We start from the raw sequence: 16,005 nt of genomic DNA on the forward strand, positions 1-16,005 counted from the left end.
GAGGCCAAGCCGCTTCGCTTCATATTCAAGGGGACGTTACGGATTCGACAGGGATGGTTCAAGCTTTGGTCGCGCGTCGGAGGGCTCGGCTCCGTCATCAACGACAGTTATATAATAACTGGCAAACAACAAAACTTAGCTTTCGCAGCGTAAGCTCGTAAGCGCTCTGCCTCTCTATCGCCCATGTAGAGAACGTGGGGCCCAACTTTAGTGGGATACGGTCGATGGTGCCACCTGAGTCATCGGCAAGAGATTTCCAGGTTAGCGTACAGGACGCCTGTTTGTCGGCATAATGTTACGTGAATCGTAAATAGGCAAACTACACGCGTAGAAGCTGAAGTATTGGAGTTTCTGGACGCGGGTTCGACTCCCGCCGTCTCCATACATTGGAAACAATATAGTTTCAAAAAGTGTCAAATTCCTTGATATATCAAGGGTTTGGCGCTTTTTTTATTTCAAAAACTTTCAACTGATATCAAACGGTTTTGGGTCATTTTTGGGGTCAAACTAGGTCAAAATTGGGTCAAAGAATTAGCGTGCATTGATGTATGCATCAAACTTTTCAATTGTGCTAGCTTTGGTTTTCTTGGTTACATGCGTATAAATGTCCATTGTCGTTTTAACATCTGTATGTCCTAGCCTTTCCTGTACTTCTTTAATACTTGCACCCGCTTCAAATAATAGTGAGCAATGGGTATGGCGTAAACCATGTGTAGTAATAGGCTGAAGCTTATATTTATCAATTACTTTATGAAGCCACTTTTGCGTTTGAACAGGTTGGATGAAGCGGTTATGTTTATTGCTAAATACGAGTTGTTTTTTATTAGATGTATTAATGCCTTTTTCTAAATAAATCTTACTTTGCTGGAACTTCCATTTTAATAGTAAAGACATTGACGTTTCATCCATTTTAATTGTTCGCACTACACCATTTTTAGTTGTCTTCAGGTACAATTGACAATCCTTGCCGCGTGAAATCGCTTTGTTAATACGAATTTCACTTCTTTCAAAGTTGATATCATTCCACGTCAGTGCTAATAACTCGCCTTTACGCATACCTGAATAGCTCAATACATGAAATATTGTATAAACCATTAGATTATCTTGCTGTTCAAAGCTTTGAAGTAGTTTTATTAATTGTTCTCGTTCGTAAAAGTTTTCAAATTCTGCCTCATCTAAAACGATTTGCTTTCGCTTCTTAGGCATCTCAACCAATGTAAAAGGATTTTTATCAATGTAGACATGTTTAATCGCATAATCGAGAACTTTTGCAGCATAGGACTTAACCATGCGAAACCGCTTTAGCTTTTTAGCCCACTGATTTACATGCTTTTGGCAAGTTGCAATATCAATCTTGTCAACTTTATAAGTACCCATAGCAGGTAAAATGTGATTTTTAAAGATACCAATAGTTTTTACAAATGTACTTTCTTCAACGCTGTTTTCGTACTGCTCAACCCACATGTTATAAATATCTTGATAAGTTTCATATTGTTGTTTTTTATATGTGCCACTGTATACCTCGAGCTGTAACTGATTCATAGCATCTTGAGCTTCTTTACGTGATTTAAAACCACGTCGAGTAGTAGTTAAAGGCTTCCCAGTTAATGAATCTGTACCAAGGTAAAACTTAAACATAAAACGCTTTTCTCCATCTTTTAATGTGTACTCTTTGATTTGGGGATTTCTCGCCAAAGTAATTCCTCCTCTGTTCTGCTTACGGAGACAGAGTGTAAGGTGAGTAGTACCTTACATATTTATCATATTATTTATAGCGTTTAAAGACAAATTAGAGTTTGTAGAAAAATAAAAGAACAAGCTAAAAAACTTGTTCTAATAGTTCATATATTGAATAAAATTTTTAAATGCATTAGTCTTGATTTCATCCGTTTCGATAATATAAACATCTGAAGTAATATCTTTAAAGCTATGACCTAACCTTTTCTTTATTTCATATGGTGTTGCACCACTTATATAGTACATTGTTGCATGTGTACGTCTTAAATCATGGGGAGAAATCTTTTTGAGTTTATATTTTTCTTGGATATTATTGCACCAGTCCCAAGCCTTAGATGGATAAGTAATATTATTTTTCTTATCAGAAAATACAAGGCTATAGCTACTTAAATTATAATGCAAAACGGATTGAATTGTTTTCCACTCATTTAAAATTTCAAGTGTGCGATCATCAATCTTTAATAGTCTATGATCAGATGTTTTAGTGGAAGAAATTATTAGTTTCCCATTTTCATCATAGGTAACAGCTTTGTTTATTGTAATTTCCTTTTTATCAAAATTGATGTCACTCCATTGTAAGGCAAAACCTTCTCCACGCCTAATACCTGTATAGCATAGTAACCGTAAATATGCATATTTTTTTATATCTTCATTTTTAGTAGCTTCTAAAAACTCTATTAGTTCTTCACGGCTATAGTAGTCTTTGGTGGATTCTTTTTGCTTTTTAATGGGTGTCGTAACTGCCTTCATGGGATTTCGTTCAATAACATCTAATTTCATCGCATAATCAAATACTTTGGCTGCATAATGTTCGACTGTTTTGTGTTTTTTTAATTGATCATACCAAATGTATGCTGCATTTTCGCAATGTTTGTAAGTAATAGATTGAATTTTAATGTGACCTAAACAAGGCAGGATATGATCATGAAAAAGTTGTTTTGTTTTATGATATGTCGAAGGTTTAACGGATTTTCGATAAATTGATAACCATTCATTATAAATATCACTAAATGTCTTTTTTTCAGGGCGATAGCCTTCTTTAAATTTTATTTTAAGTCGTAAATATTCATTTGTTGCAGCTGTTATTGTTTTAAAACCACGTCGAGTAGTTTCAATTCGTTTACCGGTAGAAGTGGTTCCTAGATAAATCTTGAATTTATATCTTGTTTCCCCTGATACTAACTTATATGATTTAATTGCTTTTATTTTTGCCATAATAACTCCTCCGTTTGCTAGTAGCTATTTTTTTCTATAAATTTATCTAATTCGTGTTTATAGATTCGTTTAGTACCATCAATTTCAAATACTTTTAGCCCTTCACATTTAAATTTTTGAAAGGTGTTATACGAAACTCCTAAATATTCAGCCGCTTCTCTAATAGTTAGTAACTGTTTCTCAGGTTTGGATATTTGCTTAGTAATAGCTGTAATAATTTCATTTTTCAACTCTTCTAGATATTGTTTAAATTCTGGTTCTGTCATTTTGTTGGCTCCTTTGCTTTTTGTCTAAACAATATACCCGCCAGATTTTATTTTTTTAAGAGTAATTTTTATTTATTTCTTCTTTTATTTCTTTTGGTAGAAGTTGAAAAATTAAAGACAGTATGCTAAGATTTACAAAACCTAGTTTTAACAGAACTGAATACTTATCAAATGACCTCCTATTGCGCAAAAAGTTTGAATTAGGGGGTCATATTTATGAGACGCTTTTTCATTAAAAAAAATGAAACAAAACATATCTCTGATGAAATATGAGTCCTAATATTTTATAAGGGGCGTGTTTTCAAAGGAAAAAGACGTATAAAACATTGAGAACGAGCAAATAGATGAGGAATTATGTCTGTTATTTACCGATTAAACGATAAGACATTGGAAGATTTAATAATTAGATGAAGTACAATGTAATACTGAATATAAATTCTTTTATCAGTCTTAATAGCTGTATATAAAAACCTTAGTTTACTGTTTAATGCAGAAACTAAGGTTTTTCTAATGAAAAATTATCCATATTGTATAGAGGTGTATTTATAAATATGAAAAATTCAGGACTCTAGTGAGCTTAGAGTACGAGATATTCTCATACTTACTTCTTATATTGAAAATGATTTATCTGAAGATTATCAACATGATTAAGATGAATTGATAGTAAAATTTTATAGCATGAACAAGATGGTTCTTGGCTCTTGTGAAGCTCTCGATATACTTCCTTAAATATTGAATAACTTCTAGATTAATATTATTTATAAAAAAAAACCTTACCTATTTAGAAGGTAAGGAATGAATTTATTTTATTTGTCTTGTGCCAAATAAAAATTTTCTTTTGCTTGGTTATAGGCAGCTTCATTTTTCTTAATTAGTTTTTTGTTAGGTTGAACGGTCTTTGAAAAATTCAGATTAAGCTCCGGTTCTTTCATATGGGCTTCTAACGATTTTAAAAATCTTGTCATAAAAATCCCTCCGTTTGCCTTTCTTTACTAGTATTATATCTTTTTTTATAGGAAATAAACAGCAAATGATTTATCCATCAAATTCCATAGTATTTTTTATTAACAAATCGTAAAACACGGAAAGTAACTTTTCCCCATCAAATGGTTTTTTGCAGGTTTTACACATAAATAAAAAAGTGTGATAGTGATGTATCCCCACCATTGCGATTTGCAGTTATTAAACATTTCAACACCATTATAGAGGGTTCTAGTAACTGAAGGTAGCTGAAGGATTTAAAGTAGGAGATAGAGAATAGGGTGTTTATGTACCTGTAAGGTATGCTAAGTTAACCCCTAGTAGTAATTGGTGCGGAAATATTAGCTTCCATTTGATCAGAAGTCTATTACAAGTAAAAAGGGATAATTATGATAAAATAGTAACATAAATTATGACTAGTTAAATTATATATACGTAGTATTGTGATAAGGAGAAAAGAAATGACAGCTATCGAAATACTATCATGGCCTTTTATACAAGAAAGCATTAATCAAATCAACAACAAAGAGCAGTATTTAAATTATCCAGTTATTTATGTTTTGAATGGCAATAAAGAAGCTTATATTGGTGAAACGGTTTATTTTAAAAATCGTATGAAAGCTCATTTAAAAGCACGTAAAAATATTCAACAAGTAAATTTGATTAAGCACGAACACTTTAATCGATCAGCAACCTTTCATCTAGAGACAAAACTGATTAACTATTTCCTTGGTGATGAAAAATATACGCTTCAAAATAAAAGTAAGACGGCTAACGATTTTACTCATAACTACTACAATAAATCTTATTACGATCAACAACTATTTAAAGAACTTTGGCAAAAACTATATGAACAAAAGCTTGTTGACAATGAGTTACATGTAATTGAAAACAAAGATATTTTTAAATTATCTCCTTTCAAAGATTTATCTTTAGAACAACTTGAATTAAAAGATAAAGTACTCGAGTTTTGCGAGAAACGGGTTACTCAAAACACAAGCGAATATGGAAGTCTATTAATCATTGAAGGTGAAGCGGGCGTTGGAAAAAGCGTTGTGTTAAGTTCTATTTTCAATACGATTCAAGAAAGAGTAGAAGAAGCATCTTCAAATTTATATCGTACAGAAAATTATCTAGCTGTGAACCATGAGGAAATGTTTAAAACATATAAAAACATAGCAAAACAAGTGAAACATTTAAAAGGGAAAAACTTTGCAAAACCTACATCTCTGATTAATATGTTGCAAAAAGAGGGAAAAAAGGCTGATATCATTTTCGTAGATGAAGCACATTTATTGCTAACAAAGCCAGATACTTATAATGGATTCCACGGCAATAATCATTTAGAGGAGTTTTTGAAGCTAGCAAAGGTAGTTGTCATTATTTATGATCAAGATCAAGTATTAAAACTGAAGAGTCTATGGGGAGCAGCAACACTAGAAGGGCTTAAGAAATTAAGTACTTTTCACGAAGAATACCAGTTAACAAATCAATTTCGCATGCAAGCAAATGATGACGTAATCAATTGGATAAACGAATTCAAGCGAAAAAAATTATTGCCGCTTCCTAAAGATAAAAACTATGAATTTAAAGTATTTGAATCTTTGAAGGACATGCATGATGAAATTAAATCCCAAAATACTCAGCACGGTTTAAGTCGTGTTGTATCAACGTTTGATTACATACATAAAAAAGATGGTGGGACCTACTACGTGAAAGAATCCAATGGTGAATACCAACTGCCGTGGAATACAACAAGTACGAAATATACATGGGCAGAAAAAGCAGAAACCGTTCACGAAGCTGGATCAATTTATACAATACAGGGCTTTGATTTAAATTATGTTGGTGTCGTGCTTGGGCCATCTGTTCAATATGACGCTGTTAAAGATGAAATCAGCATTGATACGAGTAAGTATATGGATAAAGGTGCATATACAGGTATGGACGGAATTGAAAATGTAAATGAAGCAAAGGAAAAAATCGTCCTAAATTCAATCAATATCTTGATGAAGCGTGGAATTAGGGGTCTGTACATTTATTCAAGTGATGAAGCGTTGCGCAATAAACTTTTAGAATATCAAAAAGCAGGTGAATAGTATAAGTGAGTTAGAACAACTACGTAAAAGTATTTTGCAATTCCGAGACCAACGTAACTGGCAGCAATTCCATAATCCTAAGGATCTAGCACTCTCCTTATCATTAGAAGCAAGTGAATTATTAGAGCTATTTCAATGGAAAACAAGTGAGGAAGCAGTTGAAAAGAATTTAGATAAGATGAAGGAGGAGCTAGCGGATGTTTTGATTTATGCGATATTATTTGCGAATGAAACGGATTTGGACTTAGTAAAAATAATAAATAATAAACTTCAAAAAAATAATGAAAAATACCCAATTGAAAAGTTTGCTGGAAAAAATACTAAATACAATGAGATATAAATTTATAAAACATTTAAAAGGCAATCTAAAAACCTTAGTTTTCGTTTGAATGCGAGAAACTAAGGTTTTTCTTATGGTTAATTATCTGATATAGGGTAGTAACAGTACATATAATCCCTTTTTTTGTTCCTCTGATAAATTTTTAATGATATTAAATAATTCGTCATCTATATTTTCACTTTGTAGTAGAGATTTATCTTGTGGAATTTTAATAGTTGTATCAACTTTGTTTTCCAGTAATAAAAAGAATGAGCTAAGCGTTAGTCCAAATTGTTCGCAAATTTCACTTAACAGTGCATAATTAGCTTCCTGAATACCGCTTTCTATTCGTGAAATAGATGCTTGAGAAATATCTAATTTTTGAGCAAGATCACTCATACTTAAATTATTTTCTTTGCGTAACGAACGTATTAACTGTCCTATTTGCAAGTTATTCATAAATATTATTTCAACTCCACTTTTATCGTTTAATTAATCGTACAGTTATTGTATTTTACAATCAATAGAAAATAAATTATACTTAAAACGTAAATATACATAATGAGTAAGGAATGGGGTTGAACGCTATCGGAAACTTTGAATCGGCACTTATTTTATTTATAGATGAAAGGATTGATGTGCTTTATCATAACAAGGTTTTTAGGAATCATCAAAATAAAATGGTTAAAGATGTTAAACAGAAATTATCCAAAGCTCTTTCAGGCATAAGTGAAAAAGAAGTTAAAGAGATTTCTGAGTCGATACAAATATCAATTCTTAATTATCAGCACTTATTATTTCAAGATATATACAAGCAAGGCTTTTTAGATGGGATTGTACTCAGAGAAAAAATACCAGGGGGATCGATAAACGATGAAAGCACTTTTTAAAGGTCAACTCACGATGGATGTATACAAAATTGTAGAGAGTTTAGAGGATGAAGAAGCTACACGAAATTTAGCACATGAAGATATTACATCTGAATTGTTAAAAGAACTAAGGACATTAGTGGAAGCAAGAGGCTATCGTGTTCCTTACGTGGGGATAAAGTTAGAATATGAGGGTGTACCTACTCCACAATATGTATCAATAGTAAATAAAGCAATTAAAGAAGCTAAGAATAGTGAAATATATATTCGTGGAAAAGGGACTATAACAAATATAACTTTTTAAATGGCATTTAAGGTGCAGTTTTTTTGGTAAGTAAAATCTTCTAAAAAACTGCTTTTTTGTAACTTATAAATTCAATTTGGAAATCCTTGTATACAAGAGGTGACGTAATTGAATAATGACAACATAGAAATTGAGAAATTTAAATCATTATTTTTAGAAGATAAAATCTATAATGTGCTAACAAAGTATGGTTATAAGGAAGAGGTGCTTTTTCCTGAGTTTATTAAAACTTTAAATGCTAAAAGGCTTTATACTTCTTTAGAAGTCTCTACAATGCTTAATATGAACGTTAGTAGTTTCCGCTATTATGTTAAAAACCTTTGTAAATTTGAGTATCTTGAGAATGTAAGAGAGGGGAGAAATTATAAGTTTAATTATATAAGTATTTATAAATTGTATTTAGTGCAGCAGTTTTTAAAGAGGCAAGGTAAAAATTTGAATAATGTTAAGCTATTGTTATATGAAAACGTTGATAGTTATCAAAAAGAAATTAAATTAATAAAGAATGCGATAAAAAGACTGGATCAAAATATTGGCTTCCTTTTTAAGTTTGAGAAAGGGAATATGCAAACCAATGAAGAAGTCCAAGTATTAAATAAAAAAATCAGGATAATTGAAAAAGTAATATTGTCTTGGAATGAAAATCAGGAAGAAATTTTTAGAATAGAGCAGTCCTTATATATATTGCATAAGAAAGCTTTTGGGATAAATGACGAGATAAATGTATGTTTGAGAAAGTTACTTTATCTTGAAAGTGATTTTAATATTTTGTTGTTGAAAAATGAATATTGTTCGAAAGTTCATGAGCTTAAAGATTTTATAAAGCAAACAAAGAAAGGTTATTTTAAAAGGTTATTAAATAACAGTCCATTGGATGTAAGAGATAGTGAATGTACATCAAATTTAAGTAAACAGATCCATGGTTTTAAAAATAAAATTATTGTTGAACAAGAACGTAAAAGTAATTTAGAAAAAGAACTCTTTCTACTATATAAAGAAATTGAGAGAGAAACTACTAAGAAAATGGAGTTTACTGAAAGAAATAGAGAGATTATAAATACCTTTATATCGAATTTAAATTCTACTTAGATTAAATATGGGATCAGAATTAGTAGAGAGTGACATTTTGATGGGGTTTAAAGATGGTACCTTATTAATGACTAAATAATACAAAACATAAAGAGATGGAATAAGCTCCTTTCTTTGTGTTTTGTATTATTCTGTTTTGATTATATGGAAAATGAGTTTTTAGTTTTGACTATAGTATTTCATTAAAAAATCTGTTTCTAGTTGCATTTCTTTATTTAAAGTTCTTTCTACCTCCATTAACCAACCTTTATAGCGGCGCGAAAAATCAACCTTGCGAAAAGTAAAGGGATATAAGTCTTCTAACATTTCATTTTTAATAATATCTAACACAAACTCAATCTCTAAATCCCCAGGTAAATCTAAGACAAATACTTTATAATGTGTTCCTCTTTCAGCATTGAAGCCTTCTCTAATAGAGTCTTTACGTAACCCTCTCCCTTCAATTTTACGTCTCCATGCTCCAATTGCTTCTTTTAATCGATATGTTTCAATTTTTAATAAGCGTTCCAATGAATTAATTTTTTTTTCTAATTCTACAATTTGTTCATTTTCTTCGTGTTGATTTCGTATTTTAACCACATCCTTTGATATTTTAAAACATTATATCTGCAAAAAATGATATTACTAGAGTAATTACAAATTTTATTCAGCTAAATAAATTCGTGTAACATCCTCACGGTTGTGACCAATTAATTTAGAGACTGCTAATCGTGCATCTCCTTCTGTATAACCTTTTTCAATAAATAATTCATATTGTTCTTTTGCATAGGCATGTCTAAAACTATGCATTGTAATTTCAACACCCTTTGGCCGAGTGTTGAGTGGGTCTAATACTTTTTGGCGATTATTCCTAATAAAATCTTGCACACGTTGAATTACTTGATGCGCTTTCTGATCTCGCAAAACAAAAAGTCTCTCTCCACGATTGACCTGTTGCATTGCATCTTGTAAAACACTAAATGATTGAGTTTGTAAGGGGATTTGTCTTATTAGGCCACCTTTTCCTTTAACAGTTAGAAAGCCTTCACGTAATGCTTTTTCAGCATCCACACGGCTTAGTCTAACCGCTTCATGTACACGTAAGCCCTGTTCACGACACAGCATAATAATAAGTGCAAGGGAAGAAGAATTAGATTGTTGTGCCAATCTTACTAAGGCTTGATATTCCAGTTCGGTAGGACGACGATCAACTCCACCAAAGCGCCTTCTCTCTAAATGGAATTCATTATAATTTTCGCTTAAAATTTGATTGCTACTTAGCTGATAACGAGGGTTAGGGATTTGATCATGAAAATATCTGATAGCAGCTAAATCATTTTTTATTGTAGAAGCGGATTTGCCCTCGCTTTGTCGTTCAATTACATAATCTACGAGATGCTTATTTTGAATGTTAGCAAGCGTTTTTAAATTATAGTTGTCAGCTACGAAACGGCAAAATAAGTCCATATGATTGTAGTATTGAGGTAGTGTTTTATTCACACTAACACCTTTTGCATGTCTAGCAATTTTATTTAATTGCAACATCAAGTTTAAATAGGCACCTTTATTGCTCACATCTTCATTAGTAGATATGGCCATACGAATCTCTCTTTCTGTTTTAATCCATCCTCGATTTCCGATAACAAACATTCCTTCCTTCATAGTTGTATAAAAAAGGGCAGACCCCACCCATATTTGCAATTAGCTTATCTTTATGAAATTTATATAATGGGATATAGAAAAAGCCTGCAATAGCAAGCGTTCCTTTCTCATAATACATACTGTCTATATGGTCCTATACAATTTCATAACGATATTAAAGTGTTAAGTAATAAATTTGCACAACTTTAAGCAATAATGCTTAACGCTAATGTAGCGGGTGCAGCTCACTTATGCTTACTCTAAAGTAAGCTTCACTTTAAAAAATGAGAAGTGAGGTCAATGTCCGCAGACAAAAAATCCAATGACTAAATGTAATAAGTAACCTACTTTAAAAAGTAGTCGCTAATGCACTTGGCGATATTTCTGTCACTCCTGCCCATTGAGTGTTAGCTCCTTATATTTTTAGGTGTACTATCACCATTTAATATTTATCTCCAAGCTAAATTTGAGATAAGTTTTTGAAACAACTGGTATCGAGCAACAGCTATGTGATCCAGACCAAATCAGAGGTTGGCAACAGCACGATCTGATATTGGATTTCTTCATCTATATAAACCGCTGTGATTGTTCTGTTTGAGCAAAAAATCAGCGTTCTTTTTTGCTCTATACTATATTGAATAATGGGTTTAAACTCCGATTAGAAGAATTAACGGATTATTTGATAAAAAGAAGTAGGCTCTAAAATGAGCATCAGGAAATTTTTGAGGGACATCTATAAAAATAGAATTTTGTTAAATGAAAAAGGTAAAATAGTAATTAGTTTTTCAGTCAAAGAGACCTTATTAATTTTTAATAGACATAAATAAAAATATAAAAAAGATGTTTATATATATATGATAGCAGTTGGCTAACTAGATTCGAACTGATTGTTAAAAAAACTGTGGAATTATTTAGATAATTATATTCCATAGTAATGAATTCGCTAATGCGTTTATACGTTGGAAAAAATAGTGATTTTAACCATATACAATTTTTTCATTATCGAAAATCACCACACTAATTGGAGGGAGAGTGATTGTGTGAAAGAAAAAGTAGAAGACTAGACTGTGAAATAGTCACATCCAGTCTTCTACTTTTATATACAGTTTAAAACTTAAATATGAAAGTTTATATATTAATTTCGGTAGTAGTACCTTTAATATATTATTATGCTCCTTTATTAATGGAGGGAGAGATTAATTTTATAAGTAAATCTTATCCATTAATTTGGAATCAAATTCTGTAATCAATTTCGTATTTTCATTGTAAGTAAATAAGCCAAGAGAGGCGCGGGCGCGAGTCATAGCTACGTATAGGAGTCGACGTTCAACGTTCCAGTCAAATTCCTCACCTAATTTTTCTGCCTGTGTAGGGTCTACTAAATCTACAACATAAACATAATCGAATTCTAAGCCCTTTGCAGTATGGAAAGATGTGATATGAATGCCGGGTTTTAAATGGGATCCATTTTCACCGTTTTTAATAATGTCGTGGTTCAAACAGTTGTCGTTAAATTTTTGACGTAACCCCTTTTTATAAACAGTTTGCAAACGAATACCCCAATAAGTTTCCCAGTTACGGATTAAAACACCGATAGATCCTTCAGGGTCCTCTGAACGAGTTTGTTTTAGGGCATTTATTAATGCTTCGTCATGTCCTTCCTTAGATTTTAAGATGAAAAGCTTTGGTATGTCGCCTTCGATATCAGGAATTGAAAGTGCTGTATATTCCTCATCTTTTCGAATCTCATCATGAGCTTGCAAGCTTTCTGCTAAAAGTACGATTTGCTTTGTAGAACGGAAGGAAGTACCTAAAATCTTTGTACGTCCACCTAAAACGTTTAGTCCAACTTCGTTCCAAGTGAATGAAGTCGAATAAATTTTTTGTCCTAGATCAGCCCCAACTGTACATGTCTTTTGAGCAGCATTAATTAAAACTGTTAATGCTGTCTTTGGTAAATCCTGTGCTTCATCAATGAATATATGATCCATTTTTTGAGAAGTTGGCAAGTCATCTAAATTATTATAAACATATAACGCATCGTCATCGTAGTCATGTTTACCCTTCTTTTCTACCTCATAAGTTGTGTAAATATCAAATAAAACTTCACGATCAGCTTTTGAAACATTGACTTTGCCACCACGACCTCGACGAGATGCAACTAAATATTTTTCCTTTGTTGTATTTGCAGAACCTTTAATCCAGCTAATCTCTTCTAGTATGAAATCTATAAAGCGTTCATCTTTAATAAATCGATGATTTGGGTAAATAACTTCTAACTGCTCAAAAGTATTTTCTAAAATGACTTTACTAGGATTTTTCCTGTTCTTTCTTAAGTAGCTTACTTTTTTCATACTACGGCAAACAGCAGAAATCCACTTATTAAAATTAATGACTGTAATATTATTGAATCCAGCTTCGTTTAGTTGTTCGCCAATTGCCTTTGATAAAGGCTCTCCATAGCAAATGAATACTATTTTATCATTCGGATATTTTCTTGCTACTTTAACTGCCTTACCCATCAAAACTAGTGTTTTACCACTACCAGCAATACCACGTAATAACATTTGATCGCCTTTATAGTTTACTGCTTCTGTTTGTCGTTTTGTAAATTCTATTTTTTCTAAAATAAATGGTTGCTTCATTGATTTTCCACCTTAATATATATCATTTTCATCATCATCTGCATATGCTAAAAAACCATCATTAACATAATAATTATTACGTATTGCTTTTGCATTTGAAACTTGCGCTTGAATTACTTTCTCTAACAGAACAGAATCAAATTTAGAACTTTTTGCTTGCTCCTGTAATGTAGACCAGCCAGTTGCTAGAAAGATCCAAAATTGTTCATTAGTCATCAGTGTCCTCCTTTAAATCAATGCCATGAGTAACAGAAGGACAAAGGTCGTTATGTGGACAGAAACGGCAATGATAGCCAGGAGTAGCATCTAAGGACACTTGTTGTTCAGTCATTAATTTTTCCTCGATTGAATGGCGTTGCATTACTGCCTGTTCAAAGAGAGCCTCTCGCCGTCCATTTTTTAGGCCGGGAAATTGGAAGTTTTTACGTATTTCAGATACATAAACATTTTCATCGACCTGATTTTGTTGTAATGTCCGTTTGTAAGCATAGTTTAATGCATTCTCAGCTTCTAGTCTTTTCTTTACTGTAATCCACTGAGGAAAGAAAGGATCGAGATTTCTATAAAGTTGTTTAGAGTCATAATTTGCAGCCTTAGCACTAATTTTAACCAACTCAGTAAATAAAAAAATTTGCGTATATTCGCTACGGAACACTGGATACTCTTGCATTAAATAGCTGTAGTAAAAACGTTTTGGGCATTGCACGTACTCGGCAAAGAAATCGTTGTAAAGTAAGGTTTTATAACCGCTTTCAAGCTCGTCTTGCGAATATACCATTTCTGTTAACAGTCGATTTTGTACATACATCTTTTCCTGAATTGGTGGGGTATAATTAATAGTGGGTAGTTCTAACTGACGTATATATAAAGCACTCTTTCTTTCATCTTGACTGATAAAATGGCGTATCCAAGATAAGTGTAGTCGGTCCTTAGAAATAAATCGCAACATGATATAAAATAAATATCTTGAAATATATTTCTTCGCGTCAGTTCTCATATAATCATAGGCAATACGTGGTACACGATCACCTAAAGCTATCCAAGTGTCCCTTTGTAGTGGCCAATGTATAGTTTCTGCTACCAATGGAAGAGAAAGTTCGTCTAAGCCACTTACATAAACTTTGTAATCATAATCCAGATTCTTTTGTTTGAATGCTTCACCGTCAATTTCCATAAAAGGTCGAATTAGTTTTTCTTTTTTTGAATCGAATTTGCCACTTAAATATAGTGAAACAGCTTCGTGTAAATCGTTATAAAGAAGGTCCGTATCTGATCGGATATAAGATAGACGAGTACGTAAATCTTCGACAAGTTTTTGTTCTACCTTATTAAAGTCTTGTTGTACATGGCCTATACGTCTATTCATTAAGTGTTCTAACTTCTTAAAATGAAGGTTAATTTTTGTTCCTGATTGCCCACTTTCAAATAACTCATTACAAATATCTTTGATCTCAACTAAAAACTTAATGATATGATTTAAACGGTCCATTTCCATCGAGAAGTGACTGTTTTTTGTAAAAGGACTACGTGTACTTTTTTGCATACGAGAAGCATCTGCAGGTAGGGGGAACCGTTTATGGATAAATAAAATTTGATTCCTTAAATTTTCACACAACGTAATTAATTGATCAATAGTATTGGCTTGTTCTACATAAGCCTCAATATCTTTTAAATCATGCGTGTAGTTACGAGCGTTTTGTCTAGTTTCTCTGTTATAGAGCCAACCAGAAGCGAATAGCTCATGTAATTGATCATATGTCAGGCGATATTGTCCATCCTGATAAATTTCATGGATGATAGAGAAGAAACGTCCAACTGGATATGATAAAAAGTTCCGATTTTTTTGATCAAATTCAGGATAATGATTTAATAGAAGCTCGTTCATTTCGTTTGCATTTGGTGTGAAAATATTAAACTCCTTGAGTATAGAATTTTTTTCGGTTGGATAATTTGGATATATAACATCCTGTATAAACTCAAAAAAGTTTGAATAACTTAATACTTCTTGTGTCCCCTTTTTAAAAGTTCCGTTCCCATCTTCATAAACTCTTAAAAATAGGTCTGAGATATGGTCAGTCATGGCAGCTGAATCATTTTTATAAGGAATTGCCTCCCATCCGTATTTTGGTTGTATAAATGAACGCATGAAGCTAAATGTACGTTCATATTTCGGTTCATAGTATAAAAACATAATAACTGTAAAAGATTCCTTGAGTTGCTCTAGGAAAAACTGCTGCTCAGGTGTAATGAAGTAAAAGCCATGTAAAAAAATTACCGGTTCTGCAGGTAAAGGAACATGTTTATCTTTAGCTTTTAGAGACTCTAGTGCTTTATTTAAATCTTCAATAGTTAACTTTTTATTTATTAATTGATGACGGTAGGACGCATAGCTGTAGCTTCCAGCTGAGCCATTATCAACGGCAGTCCAAATTTTTAAAAACATCAATTCTTTTTCAGATACGCTTTGACCACGTAAATTCATATCGGTATAGGTATCTTTTAAATCTTTTGGTTTCACCCCTGATTCAGCTAGCTTACGCATGAGCATTACAAGTCCCTTTGTATTTGTGCGGAATGCATCAAAAAGTTTATTTGAAGGAAAAAGTTGTTTATTTTCCTGCAACCATTTTGAAAGCTCTAAATATTGCTCAAGCTGAAACTCACTCGAATTCCACATAGGGTATAACTCTTTCATCAAGGCGTTAATGGAGCACAGATTAGTATAGTTTTGATAAGCCATACTAATACCTGTACGCATATTGGATGAAGCGCAAATATGAATACCATTTTCTAACTGATTTCTTAGAGGGTGATTATCCCAATCATGCGGATTCATATATGTGCGAGTAAATGTAGGCATC

Annotated in this window: 15 protein-coding genes and 1 other RNA gene; 6 read left to right on the forward strand and 10 right to left on the reverse strand. The window is 32.2% G+C overall.

All coding sequences use genetic code 11. The annotated features are described in order from the left end of the window. Positions 1 to 29 precede the first annotated feature (29 nt). Positions 30 to 385: a transfer-messenger RNA gene (gene ssrA / locus AAJG31_RS17970) on the forward strand. 146 nt (positions 386 to 531) lie between these two features. Here ssrA and AAJG31_RS17975 read toward each other — a convergent pair. From AAJG31_RS17975 to AAJG31_RS17990, 4 genes are all read right to left on the reverse strand, one after another. Further along, positions 532 to 1,695, reverse strand: a complete 1,164-nt coding sequence (locus AAJG31_RS17975; protein ID WP_279496039.1) for a site-specific integrase — start codon at positions 1,693 to 1,695, stop codon at positions 532 to 534. 138 nt (positions 1,696 to 1,833) lie between these two features. Then, on the reverse strand, positions 1,834 to 2,952 hold the full coding sequence (locus AAJG31_RS17980) for a site-specific integrase (RefSeq protein WP_279496037.1): 1,119 nt from the start codon (positions 2,950 to 2,952) through the stop codon (positions 1,834 to 1,836). 17 nt (positions 2,953 to 2,969) lie between these two features. Then, a complete protein-coding gene (locus AAJG31_RS17985) occupies positions 2,970 to 3,218 on the reverse strand; it encodes a helix-turn-helix domain-containing protein (protein WP_101966571.1) in 249 nt (82 codons plus the stop codon). Positions 3,219 to 4,024: 806 nt separating this feature from the next. Then, positions 4,025 to 4,183 (reverse strand): hypothetical protein, encoded by a 159-nt coding sequence (locus AAJG31_RS17990; protein ID WP_175423075.1) that lies wholly within the window; start codon positions 4,181 to 4,183, stop codon positions 4,025 to 4,027. 477 nt (positions 4,184 to 4,660) lie between these two features. Between AAJG31_RS17990 and AAJG31_RS17995 the strand changes: the two genes are divergently transcribed. Beyond that, positions 4,661 to 6,298, forward strand: coding sequence for a DUF2075 domain-containing protein (locus AAJG31_RS17995; protein ID WP_279496031.1), 1,638 nt, complete (start codon positions 4,661 to 4,663; stop codon positions 6,296 to 6,298). Further along, positions 6,291 to 6,638, forward strand: a complete 348-nt coding sequence (locus AAJG31_RS18000; protein WP_279496029.1) for a nucleotide pyrophosphohydrolase — start codon at positions 6,291 to 6,293, stop codon at positions 6,636 to 6,638. The genes AAJG31_RS17995 and AAJG31_RS18000 overlap by 8 nt, the downstream gene beginning before the upstream one ends. Before the next feature lie 81 nt (positions 6,639 to 6,719). On the opposite strand, the gene AAJG31_RS18005 is transcribed toward AAJG31_RS18000, so the two are convergent. After that, positions 6,720 to 7,076, reverse strand: coding sequence for a helix-turn-helix transcriptional regulator (locus AAJG31_RS18005; RefSeq protein ID WP_279496027.1), 357 nt, complete (start codon positions 7,074 to 7,076; stop codon positions 6,720 to 6,722). 113 nt (positions 7,077 to 7,189) lie between these two features. Here AAJG31_RS18005 and AAJG31_RS18010 point away from each other — a divergent pair, with 113 nt between their 5' ends. The 3 genes from AAJG31_RS18010 (at position 7,190) to AAJG31_RS18020 (ending at position 8,879) form a co-directional block, all read left to right on the forward strand. After that, positions 7,190 to 7,507, forward strand: coding sequence for a hypothetical protein (locus tag AAJG31_RS18010; protein ID WP_103118774.1), 318 nt, complete (start codon positions 7,190 to 7,192; stop codon positions 7,505 to 7,507). Then, positions 7,491 to 7,790 carry a hypothetical protein gene (locus AAJG31_RS18015; RefSeq protein ID WP_103118773.1) on the forward strand — a complete coding sequence of 100 codons (300 nt, stop codon included), beginning with the start codon at positions 7,491 to 7,493 and terminating at the stop codon, positions 7,788 to 7,790. Before AAJG31_RS18010 ends, AAJG31_RS18015 begins: the two co-directional genes overlap by 17 nt. 108 nt (positions 7,791 to 7,898) lie before the next feature. Beyond that, positions 7,899 to 8,879 carry a hypothetical protein gene (locus AAJG31_RS18020; protein WP_279496022.1) on the forward strand — a complete coding sequence of 327 codons (981 nt, stop codon included), beginning with the start codon at positions 7,899 to 7,901 and terminating at the stop codon, positions 8,877 to 8,879. Between the two features lie 159 nt (positions 8,880 to 9,038). On the opposite strand, the gene AAJG31_RS18025 is transcribed toward AAJG31_RS18020, so the two are convergent. From AAJG31_RS18025 to AAJG31_RS18045, 5 genes are all read right to left on the reverse strand, one after another. Further along, the gene (locus AAJG31_RS18025; RefSeq protein ID WP_279496020.1) at positions 9,039 to 9,458 is read right to left on the reverse strand and encodes a hypothetical protein; all 420 of its coding nucleotides are present in this window, start codon (positions 9,456 to 9,458) and stop codon (positions 9,039 to 9,041) included. A 63-nt stretch (positions 9,459 to 9,521) separates the two neighbouring features. Continuing rightward, positions 9,522 to 10,508 carry a tyrosine-type recombinase/integrase gene (locus AAJG31_RS18030; RefSeq protein ID WP_345803553.1) on the reverse strand — a complete coding sequence of 329 codons (987 nt, stop codon included), beginning with the start codon at positions 10,506 to 10,508 and terminating at the stop codon, positions 9,522 to 9,524. A 1,193-nt stretch (positions 10,509 to 11,701) separates the two neighbouring features. Then, positions 11,702 to 13,144 (reverse strand): 3'-5' exonuclease, encoded by a 1,443-nt coding sequence (locus AAJG31_RS18035; protein ID WP_279496016.1) that lies wholly within the window; start codon positions 13,142 to 13,144, stop codon positions 11,702 to 11,704. A gap of 12 nt (positions 13,145 to 13,156) precedes the next feature. Continuing rightward, positions 13,157 to 13,360: a hypothetical protein gene (locus tag AAJG31_RS18040; protein WP_279496014.1), complete on the reverse strand. Its 204-nt coding sequence runs from the start codon at positions 13,358 to 13,360 to the stop codon at positions 13,157 to 13,159. Continuing rightward, the gene (locus AAJG31_RS18045; protein ID WP_279496012.1) at positions 13,353 to 16,004 is read right to left on the reverse strand and encodes a hypothetical protein; all 2,652 of its coding nucleotides are present in this window, start codon (positions 16,002 to 16,004) and stop codon (positions 13,353 to 13,355) included. The genes AAJG31_RS18040 and AAJG31_RS18045 overlap by 8 nt, the downstream gene beginning before the upstream one ends. Between the last annotated feature and the right edge of the window lies 1 nt (position 16,005).

This window comes from Lysinibacillus sp. BS3, assembly GCF_039614735.1.
In the GTDB taxonomy this organism is placed as follows: domain Bacteria; phylum Bacillota; class Bacilli; order Bacillales_A; family Planococcaceae; genus Lysinibacillus; species Lysinibacillus capsici.